Source organism: Geodermatophilus sp. URMC 65 (assembly GCF_053502545.1).
Window position 1 is genome coordinate 4,744,761 of the sequence record NZ_CP199954.1, and the last position, 18,779, is coordinate 4,763,539.

The window sequence follows — 18,779 nt, forward strand, 5'->3', positions numbered from 1 at the left end:
ACCGGCGGACCGGGGAAGGAACAGGGACGCTCGCGGCGTCGTCCCTGAGGTGACGACCGCGACCACCTCCCGACCGACGGCCCGTGCCTACGCGATGTGGCTGGTCGCACTGGCCGCCTACACCGTCGCGGTCTTCCACCGTGCCTCCCTCGGCGTGGCCGGCGTGGAGGCCCAGGAGCGCTTCTCCGCCGGTGCCTCGGCCGTCTCGCTGTTCCTCGTGCTGCAGCTGGTCGTCTACGCCGCGATGCAGGTGCCGGTCGGGGTGGCGCTGGACCGCTTCGGCTCCCGCCGGCTGATCCTGGCCGGCGCGCTGACCATGGCCGCCGGTCAGGCGACCCTGGCGGTGGCCGGTGACGTGCCGACGGCGATCGCGGCGCGGGTGCTCGTCGGCGCCGGCGACGCCATGACCTTCGTCAGCGTGCTGCGGGTGGTCGGGCTCTGGTTCCCCGGCCGGACCATCCCGTTGATCACCCAGCTCACCGGCATCCTCGGCCAGTTCGGTCAGATCGTCGCGGCCTACCCACTGGTCGCGCTGCTGCACTCGACGTCCTGGCAGAGCACCTTCCTCGGTGCGGCGGCGGTGAGCGTGCTCGTCGCCGTCCTCGTGGTCGTGGCGTTGCGCGACGCGCCGCCCGGCACCGCCGTGGCCGCTCCCGCCGGGCTGGCGGAGGTGCGGCGCAGTCTGGCGCTGACCTGGCGGGAGCCGGGGACCCGCATCGGCCTCTACACGCACCTGGTCACCCAGTTCTCCGGCACCGTCTTCGCGCTGCTCTGGGGCTACCCGTTCCTGGTGCTCGGCCAGGGCCTGAGCCCGGGGACCGCCGCCGGGCTGCTCACCCTGCTCGTGGTCGTGGGCATCATCGTCGGACCGCTGTTCGGCCGGCTGTGCGGTCACTGGCCGCTGCGCCGCTCGTCGCTGGTGTTCGGCATCCTGGCCGTGACCGCCGCGATGTGGACCGTCGTGCTGCTGTGGCCCGGTCGCGCGCCGCTGCCGCTCCTGGTGCTGCTGGTGGTCGTCCTCGGCACCAACGGCCCCGGCTCGATGATCGGCTTCGACTTCGCCCGCACCTGGAACCCCGCCGAGCGGCAGGGCAGTGCCAGCGGCGTGGTCAACGTCGGCGGCTTCGTCGCCTCGTTGCTCACCGTCCTGGCCGTGGGCGCGGTGCTCGACCTGCTCACCCCGGGCGGCTCGACCGACTACCCGCTGGACGCCTTCCGCGCCGCATTCGCCGTCCAGTACGTCTTCTGGGCGATCGGCCTCGTCGGCGTGGTCCGGCACCGGCGCCAGCTGCGCGCGCGGCTGGCCCGCGACGGCGTCGTCCTGGCGCCGCTGGTCGTCGCCGTCGGCGCCCGGCTGCGGGGGCGCTCCGCCTACCGCTGAACGAGGACCCCGGCCCCCTTGCAGGGGCCCGCCGCGAGCCTGCGAGTGGTGGGGGCAAGGGGGTCCTCTTTCACGCGCCGTGGCCGGCCGGGCACGCAGGCGGCGGACACCACCGTCGCGCCCGCCACGCCGGGTGCGCGGCCACCCCCGCGGTCCCCGCGGTCTGGCAGCGTCCGGCCCTCGGCAGGAACGCAGGACGCAGGGAGGCGCGGTGTTCCGACGCAACGAGGTCCCGGCCGGCGGCTGGTCCGGGTCCGGAGGGCCGCCGTTCCCCTGGACGGACCCCGCATCCTCGGGTGAGCTCGACGCCCTGCTCGAACCGCGGCCGGTCTTCCGGGCCGCGCTGCGCGGCTACGACCGGCTGCAGGTCGACAACTACGTCGCCCGGGCCGAGACCGAGCTGCTCGCTGTCCGGCGGGCCAACGACGACCTGCTGACGCGGTACGGCGCCTGCTCGGCGGAGCTGGAGATCTCCCGCCGGCTGCTGGCCTGCTCCCCGGCCGGTCGCGAGCAGGTGCGCACCTCCGAGCGGGTCGGGGAGATCCTGCGACTGGCCGCCGACGAGGCCGCTCGGCTGACCGAGGCCGGCGCCGCGGACGCCGACCGGATCCGTGGAGTGGCACGGGCCGAGGCCGACGCGCTGCTCCGGCGGGCCCGCGAGGTCCGCGACGGCGCCGTCGCCGACTGCGAGCGCATGCGGGCGGAGGCCGAGGAGGCCCGGGCGGCCGCGGAGGAGGAGCTGGCGCTGGCGCACGCCGAGGTCCGCCGGCTGACCGTGCAGCTGGACGAGGTGCTGCAGGCCCTGGCAGTGGAGGAGCAACCCGCCCGCGCGCCACTGGCCGGGTGAGCCGCTAGCGTCGGGCCCGATCGCAGGACCCCAGCGGGAGGTGCGCGTGGACGTCGTCGTCGGGCTGGACTCGGGGACGACGGCGACGAAGGCGGTGACCGCGGGTGTCGACGCCCGCGTCCGCGACCTGTTGAGCGTCGGCTACCCGCTGCTGGTGCCGGGCCCCGGCCGCGCCGAGCTCGACGCCGGCCGGCTGCAGCAGGCCGCCGTCGAGGCGCTCACCGCCATCGCCGGGCACGCCCGCGAGCGCGGCGACCGGGTCGTCGGGATCGCGCTGTCGGCTGCCATGCACGGGGTGGTGCCGATGGACGGCGACGGCGCGCCGCTGGGGCCGCTGGTCACCTGGGCCGACGCCCGGGCCACCGAGTGGGCGCGCGCCCTGCACGCCGACGGGCGCGCCCCCGCGCTGCACACCCGGACCGGTACGCCGGTGCACGCGATGTCGCCGCTGGTGAAGCTGTCCTGGGAGCGGGCGCAGGACGGCGACCGGGTGGCCGCGACCCCGCGCTGGGGCGGGGTCAAGGAGCTCGTCCTCGCGGCGCTGTGCGGCGGCCCGATGGTGGTCGACCGCTCGTGCGCCTCGGCGACCGGGATGTACGACATCCGCGCCGGCCGGTGGGACGACGAGGCCCTGGGCATCGCCGGTGTGCGGGCCGACCAGCTCGGCGAGGTGCTGCCCACGACGGCGGTGCTGCCGGCCCTGCACGCCGAGGTGGCCGCCGCGACCGGGCTGCCCGCGGAGACCCCGGTCGTCATCGGGGCCTCGGACGGGGTGCTGGCCAACCTCGGCGTGGGCGCGGTGCGCCCGGAGGTCGCCGCGGTCTCGCTGGGCACCAGCGGCGCGATGCGCGTCGTCGTCCCCACGCCCCGGGTGGACCCCGGCCGCCGGCTGTTCTGCTACGCGCTCACCGACGAGCACTGGGTGGTCGGAGGGTCGGTGAACAACGGCGGGTCGGTGGTGCGCTGGGCCTCGCACGCGCTGGCCGTCGAGCCCGGCGGGGCCGAGCCGCAGGGCGAGGAGGCCGACGCGCTCGACGCCCGCCTGCTCGAGGAGGCGGCAGGGGTCCCTGCCGGCAGCGCCGGGCTGCTGTGCCTGCCCTACCTGCTCGGCGAGCGGGCGCCGTGGTGGCGCTCGGGCCTCCGCGGGGCCTACCTGGGGCTGCGCCGGGAGCACCGCAGGCCGCACCTGGTCCGGGCCGCGGTCGAGGGCGTCTGCCAGCAGCTGGCGCTGGTGCGCGACGCGTTCTCCGCCACCGACGTCCCGGTGCGGGAGGTGCGCGCCACCGGGGGAGCGGTGGCCTCGCCGCTGTGGGTGCGCACGCTCGCCGCCGCCCTCGACCTGCCGGTGCGGGTCGCCGACTCGCCGGAGGGCACCGGCCTGGGCGCCTGCCTGCTCGGTCTGCACGCGCTCGGCGCGCTGCCCGACCTCGACACCGCGACCGCGCTGGTGACCGTGCACGACCCGGTCGAGCCGGAGCCGGCCGAGGCCGCGGTGTACCGCGAGCTGCGGCCGCTGGTGGAGCGCTCCACCGACGCGCTGACCGACGTCCTCACCGCGCTGGACGCCCTGGACGACCCGCCCCACCCCGTCTGACCCGCCGTCCTCGTGCGCGCCGGTCAGCTCATCGGCGCCACCCCCGTGGCCCTGCTCATCACCGTGCTCGTGGCGATGGTGGTGCTCGGCGTGCGGTGCCCAGGTCGAGGCGATCGTCAGCAGCGCCCTGGGGCCGGTGTGCGCGATCACCCTGATCACCGGCGCCGGCGGCATGTTCGGCGGCGTGCTGGGGGCCAGCGGCATCGGCCAGGCGCTGGCTGGCGTCCTCGGGGACATCGGGCTGCCGGTCATCGTGGCGGCGTTCGTCATCTCGGTGCTGCTGCGTGTGGCGCAGGGCTCGGCGACGGTCGCGCTGACCAGCGCGGCCGGCTGAGGGCGCCGGTCGTCGAGGCGACGGAGGGGCTCTCGCAGGTCGACCTGGCGCTCGTCGTCATCGCGATCGCCGGTGGGGCGACGGTGCTCTCGCACGTCAACGACTCGGGCTTCTGGCTGGTCAGCCGCTTCTTCCGGATGGACGAGAAGACGACGCTGAAGACCTGGACGGTCATGGAGACCCTGCTGGGCAGCCTCGGCTTCCTCTTCGCGCTGGTGCTGAGCCTGGTCCTCTGAAAGAGGACCCATTGCCCCCCACCGCTCGCAGGCTCGCGGCGGGACCCCGCAGGGGGCCGCCCGTCCTCCCCACCCCTCGCAGGCTCGGGCGCGACCGAGGACGGAGGTCAGTGAGGCCGGGCGCAGACGCCGCGGCGACCGGACCGCCGCAACCGGGGCCGCGGTGACATCGTGGCGCGATGGGACGCACCCTCCGTCTCGCCGGAGCCGGCCTGGCCGGTCTCGCCGCGGTCGCCGCCCGCGACCTGCTGCAGCGCGAGCACACCCTGCTGCGCAACTTCCCGGTGATCGGCCACGCCCGCTACCTGCTGGAGTCGGTCGGCCCTGAGCTCCGCCAGTACCTCGTGGCGGGCAACAACGAGGAGCGACCGTTCACCCGCGACCAGCGGCGCTGGGTCTACGCGTCGGCGAAGCACGACAACAACTACTTCGGCTTCGGGACCGACAACGACCTGGAGTTCACCGCCGGCTACCCGGTCATCAACCACCGCACGTTCGGCCGGGCCGTGCCGCCCACCTCCGTCCACGCAGGCCACGACGTCGCGCTGCCCAGCGCCAAGGTGCTCGGCGGACCACGCGGGCGGGCGCGGGCGTTCCGGCCGGCCTCCGTCGTGAACATCTCGGCCATGAGCTTCGGTTCGCTGTCCGGCGCGGCGATCGAGGCGCTCAACCGCGGGGCGGCGCTGGCCGGCTGCCTGCAGAACACCGGTGAGGGCGGGCTCTCGGTGCACCACCGGCACGGCGGTGAGTTGGTGTTCCAGATCGGCACCGCGTACTTCGGCTGCCGGGACGAGCAGGGCCGCTTCGACCTGCAGCGGCTCAAGGACCTCGTCGCCTCGGCGCCGGTGTCCGCCCTGGAGGTCAAGCTCAGCCAGGGCGCGAAACCCAGCCTGGGCGGCGTCCTGCCGGCCGCGAAGGTGTCGACGGAGATCGCGGCCGCGCGCGGCGTGCCGGAGGGCGTCGACTGCATCAGCCCGTCACGGCACGCGGAGTTCTCCGACACCGACAGCCTGCTGGACTGGGTCGAGCTGCTCGCCGCCGAGACCGGGCTGCCGGTGGGCATCAAGTCCGCCGTCGGTGACATGACCTTCTGGCACGAGCTGACCGACCTGATGGCGAGCACCGGCCGCGGCGTGGACTTCGTGACCGTGGACGGCGGCGAGGGCGGCACCGGGGCTGCGCCGCTCATCTTCACCGACTCGGTGTCCCTGCCGTTCCAGCTCGGCTTCGCCCGCGTCCACTCGGTGTTCGCCCGCGCGGGGCTGCACGAGCAGGTCACCTTCATCGGCGCCGGCAAGCTGGGCCTGCCCGACAACGCGATCGTGGCGTTCGCGCTCGGCTGCGACATGGTCAACGTCGGTCGCGAGGCGATGCTCGCGATCGGGTGCATCCAGGCGCAGAAGTGCCACACCGACACCTGCCCGACCGGGGTCGCCACGCAGAACCCGTGGCTGGCGCACGGTCTGGACCCGCGGCTGAAGTCGGTCCGGGCGGCGAACTACATCGGGACGCTGCGCCGCGACCTGGTCAAGGTCGCGGAGGCCTGCGGTGTCGAGCACCCCGGGCTCATCGACGCCTCCTCCGTCGAGGTGCTCACCGGGCGCACGGCGTCCACGCCGCTGGGGGACGTCTACGGCTACCAGCCGGGGTGGGGGCTGCCCTCGGCCGCCGACCGCGAGGAGATCGCCCGGATCATGACGGCCGAGGCCCCGCAGGGCGGCTCCGCCGTCCCCTCGGAGGACGCCGTCCGCTGAGTCCATCCGCGCGATCATGAGGTTCTGGGCGCGACGCGCGGTCGCATGTCGGCGTGTCGCCTACAGAACTCCATGATCGCGGTCCGGGCACGGGTACTTGCTGGTCGCGCCGGAATGGTCGCCAGACGGGAGCCCCGGATGACGGGGCAACAGGGACCCTCTCGTGCCGACGGTGGACGGCGAGGCGCTGGCAACGCCACAATTGTGGCCATGACGACGGAGTCGCTTCGCGCAGTGCGTGATCACCTGTCCGAGGTCATCGACCGGGTCGAACACCAGCATGAGCGCGTGGTGATCACGCGGAACGGGCGGGCTGCGGCGGTGCTGATCAGTCCCGAGGACCTGGAAGGGCTCGAGGAGACGCTGTCGGTCCTCCACGACCCGGAGGCCCTGGCGGACATCCGGGAGGCGGATGCCGCCTATGCCCGAGGCGACGTGGTGCGCGGTGTGGAGGCGGTCCGTCGGCTGCGGCAGTGACGGGAGAGCAGCCGTACGAGCTCGTCTTGACGCCTCCGGCGAGGCGGGCGCTGGCCGAGCAGCTGCCGGAGCCGGTGGCCGTCGCGGTGATCGACTTCCTGACCACGGCGCTGGTCCGGGAGCCGCGCAGGGTCGGCAAGCCGCTGCGTGGCGATCTGGCCGGGGTGTGGTCGGCTCGACGCGGGACCTACCGCGTCCTGTACCGAGTCCTCGACGAGCCGCGCGAGGTGGTCGTCCTCAGGATCGACCACCGCCGCGACGCCTACCGAGCCGGCTGACTGACCGGTCCGAAGCGACGTCCCTTGACGATCATGGCGCCGGGACCCCCCCACCGAGCTGCGGAGGTGGTCCCGGCGCCGTGATCGCGGGGGAGTGCGGGCCTCAGTGGCCGCGGAGCAGCTCCTCGAAGGAGGGCACGTCGGCGAATGGGTCCACCGGCCTCTTGACGGCCGGCCGGCCGGCGACCAGGTCGGCCAGCTCACCGGCGGCGCGGTCGATCCGCCGGGCCAGCTCGGCGTCCACGCCACCGGCACCGGCCCAGTCCTCCGGCGCGGCGAAGACGCCGGTGGGCGCCGGGATGGCGCGGAGGTAGGCGAACAGCGGCCGCATCGCGTGCTCGATCACCAGCGAGTGCCGAGCGGTGCCCGCGGTGGCGCCGAGCAGCACCGGCGTCCCGGTGAGGGAGTCCTTGTCCAGGACGTCGAAGAACGTCTTGAACAGCCCGCTGTAGGACGCCGAGAACACCGGCGTCACCGCGATGAGCCCGTCGGCGCCGGTGACCGTGTCGATCGCCGCGCGCAGCGACTCGTTGGCGAAGCCGGTGACCAGGTCGTCGGCCAGGTCGCGGGCGTGCGTACGGAGCTCGACGACCTCCACCGTCGCGTCGTCGCCCCGCTCGCGCAGGGCGGCGACGGTCGCGGCGGTGAGCCGGTCGGCCAGCAGCCGGGTCGACGACGGGGTCGACAGCCCGGCGCTCACGACGGCCAGGGTGCGGGTGGTCATGCGGAGACCTCCTCGAGGGACGCCTGCCGGGCCGCCACCAGCGAGGCGTGGGTCGGGGCGTCGGGCACGTGCGCCGGCTTGAGCGCAGCGAACTCGCGGCGCAGCACCGGCACGACCTCCTCGCCCAGCATGTCCAGCTGCTCCAGCACCGTCTTCAGCGGCAGGCCGGCGTGGTCGATGAGGAACAGCTGCCGCTGGTAGTCACCGACGTAGTCGCGGAAGCCGAGGGTCCGCTCGATGACCTGCTGCGGGGAGCCGACGGTCAGCGGCGTCTCGCGGGAGAAGTCCTCCAGCGACGGGCCGTGGCCGTAGACCGGCGCGTTGTCGAAGTACGGGCGGAACTCCCGGACGGCGTCCTGGCTGCTCTTCCGCATGAACACCTGCCCGCCGAGCCCGACGATCGCCTGGTCGGCGCTGCCGTGACCGTGGTGCTCGAAGCGGCGGCGGTAGAACTCGACCATCCGGGCGGTGTGCTCGGCCGGCCAGAAGATGTGGTTGGAGAAGAAGCCGTCGCCGTAGTAGGCGGCTTGCTCGGCGATCTGCGGGGAGCGGATCGAGCCGTGCCAGACGAACGGCGGGACGCCGTCCAGCGGCCGCGGGGTGGAGGTGAAGCCCTGCAGCGGCGTGCGGAACTGCCCCGACCAGTCGACGACCTCCTCGTCCCACAGCCGGCGCAGCAGCGCGTAGTTCTCCACCGCCAGCGGCAGGCCGTTGCGGATGTCCTGCCCGAACCACGGGTACACCGGGCCGGTGTTGCCGCGGCCCATCATCAGGTCCACCCGGCCGCCGGCCAGGTGCTGCAGCATCGCGTAGTCCTCGGCGATCTTCACCGGGTCGTTCGTGGTGATCAGCGTGGTCGCCGTCGACAGCTGCAGCCGCGACGTCTGCGCGGCGATGTAGGCCAGCGTCGTCGTCGGCGAGGAGGAGAAGAACGGCGGGTTGTGGTGCTCGCCCAGGGCGAAGACGTCGAGCCCGACCTCCTCGGCCTTCTTCGCGATGGTGACGATCGCCTGGATCCGCTCCGCCTCGCTGGGCGTGCGGCCGGTGGTGGGATCGGTCGTGATGTCGCTGACCGAGAAGACGCCGAACTGCATGTCGGTCTCCGTTGGTTGAGAGTGCAACTACCGGCCGGTGCAACGCATCCGGTCCCGTGGTATTCCCCTCGGCCGGCTCCCCCGGAGGGAGGGCGGGCGCCGCACGGCGACGTCACTCGCGTCACACATGTGGTCCCCGGCATTGTCACGGGACGGTAACGCCGCTTACGGTGGCTTCCGTCCGGTCGGTCGTCTCGTCCCCGCTCGGGGAGCCTGACCGGACGCCGCCGAGTCGTGTCCGCCACCAGCGGGCGCGAGCCGGGGACCCACCGCAGTACTGGGGTGAATCCCGCCCGCGTGCACGAAACGCGGGCCGGTAGGGCTGCTTCCCGCCCGAACCCGTCAGCTAACTCGGTAGGCGGCTCACGGAAGAACGGAGCACTCCGCATGCCCCGCCCCCGGGCCCTCGCGGCTCGCCGGTCGACCCGGCCACGCGCGCTCCGCGCCTCTTCCCCGGGCAGCTGACCCGGCACCAGACCGCGCCCGCCGGCACCCCCGATCCGCCGGCGTCCCCGTAGACCGCGCCGCACCGGGCTGTCCCCTGCCATGAGGACCACCCCGCGCGCCCTCCCGCCACGGAGCACCCCCACCTGATGGACACCAAGCAGTTCCCGGCCGTCCCGGCCACCGACGCCCCCGCCAACCGGACCGCCCGGCGCCGCCTGCGGCTGCCCGCAAGCGGCCGCCGTCCGGCGATCCTGCTGGCCACCGCGGCCGCCGGCGCGATCGTGGTCAACACCGTCGTCGGCGCGCAGCCGGCCCCCGAGGCCGAGGCCGAGACGGTCACCGCCTCGATGAGCGTCGCCGAGCAGCTCGGCATCACCGAGGAGTCGGCGCAGCAGCCGCTCGCCGCCCCGGCCGCCACCGAGCTGGCCGCGCTGCAGGACCTCGCCGCCTCCCGCAGCGAGCGCCAGGCCGCCGAGGCGCAGGCCGCGCAGGTCCAGGCCGCCGCCGAGCAGGCCGAGCTGGACCGCCAGGCCGCCGAGAAGGCCGCCGCCGAGCAGGCCGCCCGCGAGGCCGCGGAGCGCGCGGCCGCCGAGAAGGCCGCGGCCGACAAGGCTGCCGCCGAGCAGGCCGCCCGCGCGGCCGCCGAGAAGCCCGCCGCCGCTGCGCCAGCCCCGGCCGCCAGCAGCTCGTCGTCCGCCGCGCCGCGCGGCTCCTTCAAGGAGTACGCGATGAGCAAGGTCGGCAGCGCCCAGCAGTTCAGCTGTCTGGAGAACCTGTGGGGCAAGGAGAGCGGCTGGAACCCCAATGCGCAGAACCCCACCAGCACCGCCTACGGCATCCCGCAGTTCCTGAACTCGACCTGGGCCAGCACCGGCATCGCCAAGACGTCGGATGGCTACCGCCAGATCGACGCGGGCCTGATCTACATCGACAGCCGCTACGGCAGCCCCTGCGGCGCCTGGGCGCACTCGCAGTCCACCGGCTGGTACTGAGAAGGACCCCGTCCTCCCCACCCCTCGCAGGCTCGGGGGGGACCCGGGACGGGGCCGCCTCCTGCCCCCGCCACTCGCGAGCTCGCGGCGGGACCCTGCATGAGGGCCGCCGAGGGCTGTCCCCGCACCGCGGGGGCAGCCCTCGGTCGTCTTCAGTGGTGGTGGCCGCTCCGTCGGGCGAACCGGCGCCCGGACGGAGGGCCGGTGATCACCGGTTCGCCGCTGCGCGCCCGCTCGACGCGCGCGTGGTCGGCCTTCCCGGCGTCGCGCAGCGGCCCTTGCCAGGGCCTGCCGCCTGAGACGGTGTAGACCCGCTGGGCGGGTTGGTCGCAGGAGGGACAGACCGCGGAGTCGGCGACGTCCTGCATGTCGCGTCGCAGGTCGAACGGGCCGCACTGCGGACAGCGGAACTCGTAGAGGGGCACGGGTGTCTCCTGCCGGTGGCGGGGGGCCGGGGCGGCGGCGGGCCGCCGCCCCGGCCCGGGGATCGGTCAGTCCGCGACCAGCTCGCGGCCTCCGCCGGCACCCTCCGGCAGGAGGCTCCGGTCGAAGATGGACAACGGGATGCTGAGCGAGACCGCGCTGTTGGGGATGTCCACCACGCCGCCGATGCGGCCGTCGATCGGCGCCGCCCCGAGGAACAGGTACGCCTGCTCGAAGGTCCAGTCCATCGCCGGCATCAGGTAGTTGATGGCGTTGAGGCAGGCCCGGCGGTAGGCGACCGTGGCGTTCATGTAGTAGTTCCGGCCGTCCTCCACGCTGATGCCCTCGAAGGTCAGGTACTCCGAGTAGTTGGGGCCGACCCGGCCGGGCTTGAAGAACGGCATGTCGGTCTTGTACCGCTCCATCCCGCCCTTGATGACGTCGAAGTGCAGGTCGATGAAGCCGGGCATCTCGATGGCGCCGCAGAAGGTGATCTCCCCGTCGCCCTGCGCGAAGTGGAGGTCGCCGATGGAGAACAGCCCACCGGGTACGAAGACCGGCATGTAGACCCGGCTCCCGACGCCCAGGTCCTTGATGTCCACGTTCCCCCCGTGCTCCCGGGGCGGGATCGTGCGGCAGGCCTCGGCGGCGGCCCGTTCGAGGTCCGAGCCGCTCAGCCGGCCGAGGAGCGCGTCCTTCGGCTGCGGCGGGAGGGCCAGCGCCGGGACCTGCGGCGCACCGGGTGTCTCACCGCCGTGTGCGGGGATGTCCCCGGTCACCCGGTCGGGGTTCTGGTCGATGAGGGCCTGCTCGCGGCGGTTCCACTCGGCGAGCAGTTCCGCGGAGGGAGCGCAGCCGAACAACCCGGGGTGGGAGTTGCCGATGAAGCGCACACCCGGGACGTGCCGGCTGGTGGTCCAGATGCCGTCGAGGTCCCAGATCGCCTTGGACGCTCCCGGGGAGTAGTCGGTGAGGAAACCGCCCCCGTTCTCCTTGGCGAAGATGCCCGTGTAGCCCCATGGCTGGACGTCGAACGGCCCCATGTCGACGATGTCGACCACCAGTAGGTCTCCGGGCTCCAGTCCCTCGATCGCGAAGGGGCCGCTGAGGACGTGGCAGGGGTCGAGGTTCATGGTGCGGATGTCTTCGGCGTCGTCGCTGTTGCGGACCTGGTCGTCGGTCCAGTCCTTGCACTCGATCCGGTAGGTGGCGCCGGGGCGGACCGTGTTGGCCGGCGGGATGTCGGGGTGCCAGCGGTTGTGTCCGGGGACCGCCTGCTGGGCCATCGGCACGCTCAGGTCGCGGTTGATCTCGAAGATGACCTCGGGCACGGGAACTCCTCGGGTGCGGTGCGGGAAGGGAGACCCGGCGACGGGCGTGCCCGTGCGCCGGTGGTGCGGGGGTGGTCGGGCCGACTTCGGGAGGACCACCCCGGTGCCGGGGCGCCACGAGGCGCCCCGGTACCGCGGTCCGTCAGTAGGTGGAGCGGGGAACGCCCATCCCGGGGTCGATCCGGGTCGGACCCGACACCGAGGGGGTGACGTCGACGTCGAAGATCGCGGTCGGGATGTAGACGGTTGAGCAGGAGTTGGGGATGTCGACCACCCCGGACAGCCGGCCCTCGATCGGCGCGGCCCCGAGGATCATGTAGGCCTGCTCGGGCGTGTAGCCGAACGTGGTCAGGTAGTCGATGGCGTGCAGGCAGGCCCGCTGGTACGACAGGTGCGAGTCCAGGTAGCGCTGCTCGTCGTCCAGGGTCACCGAGGTGCCGGAGAAGGCCAGCCACCGCTCGTACCGCGGGTCGACGTTGCCCGGCATGAAGATGGCGTTCTCGCCCACTCCGTAGGCCTCCATGCCGCCTTTGATGAGGTCGACGTGGAGGTCGATGAAGCCGCCCATCTCGATGGCGCCGCAGAAGGTGATCTCCCCGTCGCCCTGGGAGAAGTGCAGGTCACCCATCGACAGCTTCGCGTCCGGCACGAAGACCGGGTAGAAGACCCGGGTCCCCCGCGTGAAGTTCTTGATGTCCTGGTTGCCGCCGTTCTCCCGCGGTGGCGCGGTGCGGGCGGCCTCCGCGGCGACCCGGTCGAACTCCTCACCCTCCAGCCGGCCGAGGATCGCCTCGTCCGGCAGCGGGGGCAGTGCCAGCGGCGGCACCCGGTCGGGATCGGTCGCGATCAGCGCGCCCTCCCGCCGGTTCCACCGGGCCAGCAGGTCCGCCGAGGGCGCCGTCCCCATCAGACCGGGGTGGGTGATGCCGGTGAAGGACACCCCGGGGATGTGCCGGGACGTCGCCCGCTGCCCGGAGAAGTCCCAGATGACCTTGTACGCGTCGGGGAACTGGTCGGTGAGGAAGCCACCGCCGTTCTGCTTGGCGAAGATGCCGGTGTAGCCCCAGCCCTGGCCGGCCAGCGGGCCGGAGTCCTCCTGGGGGATGGGCCCGAGGTCGAGGATGTCGACGATCAGGAGGTCCCCCGGCTCCGCTCCCTCGACCGCGATGGGCCCGCTGAGCCGGTGCACCGTCGGCAGCGGTGCGTCGCGGACGTCGTCGGCCGAGTCGTCGTTGTGGATGGCCCCGTCGAACCACTCCCGGCAGTGCACCCGGAAGGTCTGCCCGGGGCGGACGCTGACCTCGGCCGGGATGTCCGGATGCCACCTGTTGTGGCCCACGTACTTCTGCTCGGTGAACGGTTTCGTGGAGTCGAGCGGGAACACGACGTCCGGCATGGCTGACCTCCAGGTCTGAGTGGTCCGAGCGGCGACGGCGGGAGTCGAAGGGCGCCGGCATCACCGCCCGCGGTCCGTCGGGACGTCGGTCGTTCCTCGCGCGGTTTGCTCCTCGGTCGCGGCGACGTTGCCGTGCATCCGCGTGGACGGCGCCGCGGCCCCGGCAGCAGCGACCTGCTGGGGGGACTCGCCCTCCCGCAGTTCCGGTGCGGGAGCCGTCGCCGGGGTCACCCGCGGTTGCCGCAGCGGGCCGTAGAGGCCCAGCGACAGCAGGCAGAGGGCGGCGAGCACGATCGCCGCCGTCCTCGTGTTGGGTGCCCACACGCCGACGAGCAGCATGAACGCGGGGACGGCGCAGGTGATGACGCCGGCGACGACGGCGATGGCCCCGGTGAACCGGGTCAGCTCCTCTCGCTTCAGTCCCAGCACCAGGAAGAACAGCCCCCACAGCACCGCCCAGTACAGCCAGATGACTCCGAAGGCGGGGTCGTCGAAGCGGCCGAAGTTGAGGCCGGCGTACACGACGGCGCACGCCGCGACGAACGCGGAGAACCACCCGAGCCCGGTGCCGTCCAGGCCGCCGAGGAGGTTGAACCCCACGTAGAGGTACGTGAAGCCGAAGAGGTAGAGGCCGGAGGCGGCGAGGATCGTGTCGGTGTCCCCGCCGGACGTGAAGATCAGGTACGTCGGCGTGATCACCTGCAGCCCGCCGACGAAGAAGTTCAGCGGGGCGGCCGCTCGGGCGTCGACCCGCCCCAGCAGCATCAGACCGTTGACGACCAGGACCGCTCCGACGTACAGCAACCCGACGCTGCCCATGTCGCTCCCCTCCTCGTGGGGTCGATCAGGCGTTCTCTCGGTGTCTGGGGTGGACCGTCCGGGAACGGCTGCCTTCAGGGGCGTGGCAGTCGTCGCAGGGCCGGGTTCCGCGCCACCGCCGCTGCTCCCGCCCGGGGTGGCGGAGCGGACACGACGTCCGGTTCGTCGCGCGTTCGTTCGGTGCGGTCGATGAGCGCCCGCCGGGCCGGGGACCCGAGCGAGAGCCGCGGCGCGGTGTAGACCCGTGCCGCCTGCAGACCGCAGGCCGGGCACGGCACCCCCGCGTCGGCCGTGCCCATGGCGCGGGTGACCTCGGTGAGGCCGTGTGCGGTGCAGCGGTAGACGTAGACGGCCACCTCGGCACCTCCAGGCCGTTCCTGACCCGAGCACTCCCGGGGAGCCCGGGAGGACGGGCACGCTCCACCGGGTGCATCCCGGGGTCAAGCCCCTGCCGAGCCCCCGGTCACATCCCGCACCCGCCACGCGCGCTCCTCGGCGCGCCGTGACCCCGTGGGGGAGACGAGCAGGCACCCAGTGTCGGGATGCCGGGAGGCGGCAGTCGACGTGGTCGAAGCCGCGAGGCGTCACGTGCCGAGGGCGCCCCATCCCAGGGAGCGGCCCTCGGTCGTCAGGTCAGGCCGAGCTGGCGGAGGCGCTCCGCGGTGTCCTCGAGGCCCCACATCTCGACGATGCGGCCGTCGTGGACGCGGAAGAAATAGACCTCGTCGACGTCCTCGAAGCGGCGACCGGTCGGTGGGTGACCGATCCAGGCGCCGGTGTGGGTCCCCGAGCAGCGGAAACGCCCGGCGACTGGGTCGTCCTCGGCGACGAGCGTGACCACCTCCACGTGCACGTCGGGGAACGAGGCCCGGAACGGCTCGACCCACCATTTGGCGGAGGCCGCGAGGGAGAGGGAGAAGATCTCCTCGGCCACGTCGAGGTCGCCCTGGTCGACCATCTCCTCCACCCAGCGGCGGACGACGTCCTCGTCGGCTCGGGACACCACGTGCTCCTGTCCGCTCAGGGGGTCCGCGGGGCGTACATGATCACAGCGACCCCGACGAGGCAGATCAGCACCCCGAGGACGTCGAAGCGGTCCGGCCGGTAGCCGTCCAGCGCCATGCCCCAGGCCAGGCTCCCGGCGACGAAGACACCGCCGTAGGCGGCCAGGATCCGGCCGAAGGCGGCGTCCGGCTGCAGCGTCGCGACGAAGCCGTAGCCGCCCAGGGCCACCACCCTGAGGCCGATCCACAGCCAGCCGCGGTGCTCCCGCACGCCCTGCCAGACCAGCCAGGCGCCGCCGATCTCGAGCACGGCGGCGGCGAGGAACAGGGCGACCGATCGGGCGACGAGCACGGGCGGATGCTCCCAGGCGGGCGGTGCCAGGTGAGGGCGCGTGGTGGACTCGGGGCGTGACCGTCCGCGCCGTCCCGTCCGCCTTCGTCCGCGCGCACACCCAGGTGCGGCGGCCCTCCTGCGTGCCGGAGGTCCGGCTGCACGTCGCCGACGACGTCGTCGCGCTGTGGGAGGCGATGGAGGCCGCGGACGGCGGGGCGGGGGAGACCCCGCCGTTCTGGGCCGCCGCCTGGCCCGGTGGGCAGGCGCTGGCCCGCTTCGTGCTCGACAGCCCGTCGGTGGTGGCCGGGCGGGCCGTCCTCGACCTCGGCTCGGGCAGCGGGCTGGTGGCGCTGGCCGCGCGCCTCGCCGGCGCCCAGCCGGTGCTGGCCAGCGACGTCGACCCGTTCAGCCGCACGGCGGTCGGCGTCAACGCCGGCCTCAACGGCATCGGCGGGATCAGCGTCACCGGCGACGTTCTCAGCCGGGACCCGGTCGGCATCGACGTCGTCCTGGCCGGCGACGTCTGCTACGACCGGGAGATGACCGAGCGGGTGCTGCCCTTCCTCGACCGGGCCCGCGCCCGCGGCCTCGAGGTCTACGTCGGCGACCCCGGCCGCCCCTACCTGCCGCACGACCGGCTCGAGTCCGTCGCCGTGTACGAGATCCCGGAGACCGAGGGGCCAGGGCTGCGCCGCACGACGGTCTGGCGGCTGCCCTGAACGGCACGGTGCACGTCGGGACGTCGGGCTGGAGCTACGACCACTGGGACGGCGTCCTCTACCCGCCGGGCACCCCGCCGCGGGACCGGCTGGCGCACTACGTCCAGCGCTTCGGCACCGTCGAGCTCAACGCGAGCTTCTACCGCTGGCCGCGCACGGCGACCTTCGCCTCCTGGCGCCGCCGACTGCCTCCGGGCTTCCAGCTCTCGGTCAAGGCGCCGCGCGGGCTGACCCACGCCAAGCGGCTGTACGCCCCCGAGACCTGGGTCGGCCGGCTCACCGCGTGCTGGCATGAGCTGGGGGACCGGCGCGCCGTCCTGCTGGTGCAGCTGCCGCCCACCCAGGCCCGGGACGACGCCCGGCTCGACTTCTTCCTCGGCCTGCTGCCGGACTGGATGCGGGTCGCGGTGGAGTTCCGCCACCCCAGCTGGCACGACGAGGCGGTGTACGCCCTGCTCGAGCGGCACGGCGCGGCGTACTGCGTGATGAGCGGCGCCGGCCTGCCGTGCGTGCTGCGGGCGACCGCGCCCTTCGTCTACGTGCGCCTGCACGGCCCGGACGACGCCCACCTCTACGCCGGCTCCTATCACGACGCCGACCTGCGCTGGTGGGCCGACCGGATCGGCGAGTGGGCGCGGGACGGCCGCGACGTCTACGCCTACTTCAACAACGACGGGCACGGCCACGCGGTCCGCAACGCCGAGACCCTGCGAGGGCTGACCGGGGGATGAGTCGTGCCGGGGTGCCTGTCCGGCGCAACCACTGCACCTCGCTCGTGCCGGCGGTTCGTGCGCCCACCCCTGTCGGGTGGGCTCGGCCACAGGTTGGCGGACCGTCCCGGCGCTGGGTGTCGGCCGTCCGCTCCTCGGTCAGCTCGCCGCCACCGACGCGAGCGAACTCGACCACCCGTGACGTCCCGAGATGTGTCGGGAGTCGTCACGTGGCAGCCGGTGCTGCCATGTCCCTGGAGGAGGCCTATGGGACGACTTCGACCGGGCGTGATGGGCTCGTCGATGGACTGCTCGCCGTGTCTGTTCCCAGCCGTCGCGAGTCCGCGGTCAGCGGCACCAGGCTGGCGAGCAGGATCCCCATGCCCACCCAGCCCAGGGGTGGCAGGTGCTCGTGCAGGACGAGGACGGCGATGAGGGCGGCAACGGCGGGCTCGAGCAGGGAGAGCGTGGTTGCAGTGCTCGCGGGGACGGCGGCAAGGCCCCGGCCGAACAACACGTAGCCGAGGAACATCGGCACGAGGGCCAGGTAGGCCACGGCCGCGAGGTTGGACCACGAGGCGACGATCGGAGCGCCGGTGAGCAGCAGGACCGGTAGCAGCAGGACACCGCCGGCCCCGAAGACGGCGCCCATGACCGGGCGGGAGGGCAGTCCACGGCGCATCACTCGCGCCGCACCCCACGAGTACAGCGCGTAGGTGACCCCGGCCAGCAGCCCCAGTGCGATGCCGAGCACCGGCTGCGCACCGGAACCGCCGGTCGCCTCCTCGCCTGGGTGCGCGAGGGCGAGCGCCAGCACGCCGAGCACGCCGGCGGTGGCGCCGAGGGCCCAGCGGCGGGACAGCGGCTGGCGGTCGATGACGCGTTCGATGAGAGCGGCCGTCATCGGCGCTGAGCCGATGGACACCACGGTGCCGATCGCGACCCCGGCGAGGCGCATCGAGGTGTAGAAGGCCAGCGGGTACACCGCCACTGCGACAGCGGCCGCCGCCAGCGGCCGCCACTGCGCGGCCAGGCCGGCGCGGTGCGCGCGCATCAGACGGTGCGCGGCCGCGGCCTGCAGCAGGCCGCCGACGCCCATCGCCGCAGCACCGACCGCCAGCGACCCGACGCCGGGGGCCAGCGCCGCCGCGGTACCGGTCGTGCCCCACAGCACGGCTGCGGCCAACACGCACACGGTGCCGTACGTCGTACCGTGCCTCACCGCGCGGCCCGGCCGCCGGCGGGGTCCACGCACCGTAGGGCCAGCTCGCGGACGCGGTGCAACCGGCGGGAGTCGCCCTCCAGCCCGGCCCGGGCCATCGCGCCCTCCAACAGGAACGACAGCTCCTCGGCCAGGTCGGCGACCCGCTCGGCCGGCACCTCGTCCAGCTCAGCGAGGTGCTTGGCCAGCAGTGCCTCGACCTCCTCCTTGTGCCGGCGCACCAGCTGACGGCCGGGTGCACCGGCGGGCAGCTCGGCCGCCGCGTTGAGCAGCCCGCAGCCGCGGAACCCGTGCCGGTGAGCCATCTCGGCATGGTCGACGTAGGCGTCGAACACCGCGGCGACCCGCTGTCGGGCGTGGGTCGCACTGGCCAGCCGGCGGCGGTAGAGGTCCAGCCACTCCTCGTGCCGCGCCTCCAGGTAGGCCGCGACCAGGTCGTCCTTCGAGGCGAAGTTGTTGTACAGGCTCATCTTCGCCACGCCCGCCGCGGCGGTGATGGTGTCGATCCCCGTGCCGTTCACCCCGTGGTCGTAGAAGCACTGCGCTGCCGCCGCGAGCAGCCGGGCGCGGGCCGAATCGCGACGCGGCCGCACCGCCGGCTCGGTCCCCAGGGCCTCTTGGTGTCCACGGTCGGACATGGGCAGCTCCTCATCCGGCTACTAG

General features: G+C 73.7%; 22 protein-coding genes and 1 riboswitch. Of the genes, 11 read left to right on the plus strand and 11 right to left on the minus strand.

Features of this window, described 5'->3' with window-relative positions:
• Positions 1 to 49: 49 nt before the first annotated feature.
• From ACWIX7_RS22940 to ACWIX7_RS22975, 8 genes are all read left to right on the plus strand, one after another.
• Positions 50 to 1,381, plus strand: coding sequence for an MFS transporter (locus ACWIX7_RS22940; RefSeq protein WP_448618706.1), 1,332 nt, complete (start codon positions 50 to 52; stop codon positions 1,379 to 1,381).
• Positions 1,382 to 1,592: 211 nt separating this feature from the next.
• A complete protein-coding gene (locus tag ACWIX7_RS22945) occupies positions 1,593 to 2,228 on the plus strand; it encodes a DivIVA domain-containing protein (protein ID WP_448618707.1) in 636 nt (211 codons plus the stop codon).
• A gap of 46 nt (positions 2,229 to 2,274) precedes the next feature.
• The gene (locus ACWIX7_RS22950; RefSeq protein ID WP_448618708.1) at positions 2,275 to 3,822 is read left to right on the plus strand and encodes a gluconokinase; all 1,548 of its coding nucleotides are present in this window, start codon (positions 2,275 to 2,277) and stop codon (positions 3,820 to 3,822) included.
• A 136-nt stretch (positions 3,823 to 3,958) separates the two neighbouring features.
• Complete coding sequence (locus tag ACWIX7_RS22955; RefSeq protein WP_448618709.1) at positions 3,959 to 4,156, plus strand: GntT/GntP/DsdX family permease; 198 nt, start codon at positions 3,959 to 3,961, stop codon at positions 4,154 to 4,156.
• Entirely contained in the window at positions 4,153 to 4,392 is a 240-nt protein-coding gene (locus ACWIX7_RS22960; RefSeq protein ID WP_448622183.1) for a GntT/GntP/DsdX family permease, read from the plus strand. Before ACWIX7_RS22955 ends, ACWIX7_RS22960 begins: the two co-directional genes overlap by 4 nt.
• A 179-nt stretch (positions 4,393 to 4,571) precedes the next feature.
• Positions 4,572 to 6,146 carry a glutamate synthase-related protein gene (locus ACWIX7_RS22965; protein ID WP_448618710.1) on the plus strand — a complete coding sequence of 525 codons (1,575 nt, stop codon included), beginning with the start codon at positions 4,572 to 4,574 and terminating at the stop codon, positions 6,144 to 6,146.
• A gap of 210 nt (positions 6,147 to 6,356) precedes the next feature.
• Entirely contained in the window at positions 6,357 to 6,623 is a 267-nt protein-coding gene (locus ACWIX7_RS22970; protein ID WP_448618711.1) for a type II toxin-antitoxin system Phd/YefM family antitoxin, read from the plus strand.
• Positions 6,620 to 6,901: a type II toxin-antitoxin system RelE family toxin gene (locus ACWIX7_RS22975; RefSeq protein ID WP_448618712.1), complete on the plus strand. Its 282-nt coding sequence runs from the start codon at positions 6,620 to 6,622 to the stop codon at positions 6,899 to 6,901. The genes ACWIX7_RS22970 and ACWIX7_RS22975 overlap by 4 nt, the downstream gene beginning before the upstream one ends.
• A 103-nt stretch (positions 6,902 to 7,004) precedes the next feature.
• On the opposite strand, the gene ACWIX7_RS22980 is transcribed toward ACWIX7_RS22975, so the two are convergent.
• A complete protein-coding gene (locus ACWIX7_RS22980; protein ID WP_448618713.1) occupies positions 7,005 to 7,625 on the minus strand; it encodes an FMN reductase in 621 nt (206 codons plus the stop codon).
• The gene (locus ACWIX7_RS22985; protein WP_448618714.1) at positions 7,622 to 8,719 is read right to left on the minus strand and encodes an LLM class flavin-dependent oxidoreductase; all 1,098 of its coding nucleotides are present in this window, start codon (positions 8,717 to 8,719) and stop codon (positions 7,622 to 7,624) included. Before ACWIX7_RS22985 ends, ACWIX7_RS22980 begins: the two co-directional genes overlap by 4 nt.
• Before the next feature lie 215 nt (positions 8,720 to 8,934).
• Positions 8,935 to 9,095, plus strand: a riboswitch (cyclic di-AMP (ydaO/yuaA leader).
• A 217-nt stretch (positions 9,096 to 9,312) separates the two neighbouring features.
• Between ACWIX7_RS22985 and ACWIX7_RS22990 the strand changes: the two genes are divergently transcribed.
• Positions 9,313 to 10,158 carry an aggregation-promoting factor C-terminal-like domain-containing protein gene (locus ACWIX7_RS22990; RefSeq protein WP_448618715.1) on the plus strand — a complete coding sequence of 282 codons (846 nt, stop codon included), beginning with the start codon at positions 9,313 to 9,315 and terminating at the stop codon, positions 10,156 to 10,158.
• Positions 10,159 to 10,310: 152 nt separating this feature from the next.
• On the opposite strand, the gene ACWIX7_RS22995 is transcribed toward ACWIX7_RS22990, so the two are convergent.
• From ACWIX7_RS22995 to ACWIX7_RS23025, 7 genes are all read right to left on the minus strand, one after another.
• Complete coding sequence (locus ACWIX7_RS22995) at positions 10,311 to 10,583, minus strand: FmdB family zinc ribbon protein (RefSeq protein WP_448618716.1); 273 nt, start codon at positions 10,581 to 10,583, stop codon at positions 10,311 to 10,313.
• A 66-nt stretch (positions 10,584 to 10,649) separates the two neighbouring features.
• Positions 10,650 to 11,912, minus strand: coding sequence for a formamidase (gene fmdA / locus ACWIX7_RS23000; protein ID WP_448618717.1), 1,263 nt, complete (start codon positions 11,910 to 11,912; stop codon positions 10,650 to 10,652).
• A gap of 142 nt (positions 11,913 to 12,054) precedes the next feature.
• Positions 12,055 to 13,308, minus strand: a complete 1,254-nt coding sequence (gene fmdA, locus ACWIX7_RS23005) for a formamidase (RefSeq protein WP_448618718.1) — start codon at positions 13,306 to 13,308, stop codon at positions 12,055 to 12,057.
• A gap of 60 nt (positions 13,309 to 13,368) precedes the next feature.
• A complete protein-coding gene (locus ACWIX7_RS23010) occupies positions 13,369 to 14,127 on the minus strand; it encodes an AmiS/UreI family transporter (RefSeq protein ID WP_448618719.1) in 759 nt (252 codons plus the stop codon).
• Positions 14,128 to 14,201: 74 nt separating this feature from the next.
• Positions 14,202 to 14,483: an FmdB family zinc ribbon protein gene (locus tag ACWIX7_RS23015; protein WP_448618720.1), complete on the minus strand. Its 282-nt coding sequence runs from the start codon at positions 14,481 to 14,483 to the stop codon at positions 14,202 to 14,204.
• A gap of 272 nt (positions 14,484 to 14,755) precedes the next feature.
• Positions 14,756 to 15,130 (minus strand): ester cyclase, encoded by a 375-nt coding sequence (locus ACWIX7_RS23020; protein WP_448618721.1) that lies wholly within the window; start codon positions 15,128 to 15,130, stop codon positions 14,756 to 14,758.
• Positions 15,131 to 15,147: 17 nt separating this feature from the next.
• Complete coding sequence (locus ACWIX7_RS23025; protein ID WP_448618722.1) at positions 15,148 to 15,483, minus strand: YnfA family protein; 336 nt, start codon at positions 15,481 to 15,483, stop codon at positions 15,148 to 15,150.
• 56 nt (positions 15,484 to 15,539) lie between these two features.
• On the opposite strand from ACWIX7_RS23025, the gene ACWIX7_RS23030 reads away from it, so the two are divergent.
• Positions 15,540 to 16,184: a class I SAM-dependent methyltransferase gene (locus tag ACWIX7_RS23030; protein WP_448618723.1), complete on the plus strand. Its 645-nt coding sequence runs from the start codon at positions 15,540 to 15,542 to the stop codon at positions 16,182 to 16,184.
• A gap of 8 nt (positions 16,185 to 16,192) precedes the next feature.
• Positions 16,193 to 16,915 (plus strand): DUF72 domain-containing protein, encoded by a 723-nt coding sequence (locus ACWIX7_RS23035; RefSeq protein WP_448618724.1) that lies wholly within the window; start codon positions 16,193 to 16,195, stop codon positions 16,913 to 16,915.
• Between the two features lie 244 nt (positions 16,916 to 17,159).
• Here the strand turns inward: ACWIX7_RS23035 and ACWIX7_RS23040 are convergent, their stop codons facing one another.
• Positions 17,160 to 18,149: a DMT family transporter gene (locus ACWIX7_RS23040; RefSeq protein WP_448618725.1), complete on the minus strand. Its 990-nt coding sequence runs from the start codon at positions 18,147 to 18,149 to the stop codon at positions 17,160 to 17,162.
• A complete protein-coding gene (locus ACWIX7_RS23045) occupies positions 18,113 to 18,754 on the minus strand; it encodes a TetR/AcrR family transcriptional regulator (RefSeq protein ID WP_448618726.1) in 642 nt (213 codons plus the stop codon). The genes ACWIX7_RS23040 and ACWIX7_RS23045 overlap by 37 nt, the downstream gene beginning before the upstream one ends.
• Positions 18,755 to 18,779: the final 25 nt, after the last annotated feature.

Excerpts from the sequence above, each read along its gene's own strand:
- ACWIX7_RS23010 (WP_448618719.1), bottom strand. The coding sequence starts at position 14,127 with ATGGGCAGCGTCGGGTTGCTGTACGTCGGAGCGGTCCTGGTCGTCAAC.
- ACWIX7_RS22980 (WP_448618713.1), bottom strand. The coding sequence starts at position 7,625 with ATGACCACCCGCACCCTGGCCGTCGTGAGCGCCGGGCTGTCGACCCCG.
- ACWIX7_RS22985 (WP_448618714.1), bottom strand. The coding sequence starts at position 8,719 with ATGCAGTTCGGCGTCTTCTCGGTCAGCGACATCACGACCGATCCCACC.
- ACWIX7_RS23045 (WP_448618726.1), bottom strand. The coding sequence starts at position 18,754 with ATGTCCGACCGTGGACACCAAGAGGCCCTGGGGACCGAGCCGGCGGTG.
- ACWIX7_RS22965 (WP_448618710.1), top strand. The coding sequence starts at position 4,572 with ATGGGACGCACCCTCCGTCTCGCCGGAGCCGGCCTGGCCGGTCTCGCC.
- fmdA (WP_448618718.1), bottom strand. The coding sequence starts at position 13,308 with ATGCCGGACGTCGTGTTCCCGCTCGACTCCACGAAACCGTTCACCGAG.
- ACWIX7_RS22990 (WP_448618715.1), top strand. The coding sequence starts at position 9,313 with ATGGACACCAAGCAGTTCCCGGCCGTCCCGGCCACCGACGCCCCCGCC.
- ACWIX7_RS22970 (WP_448618711.1), top strand. The coding sequence starts at position 6,357 with ATGACGACGGAGTCGCTTCGCGCAGTGCGTGATCACCTGTCCGAGGTC.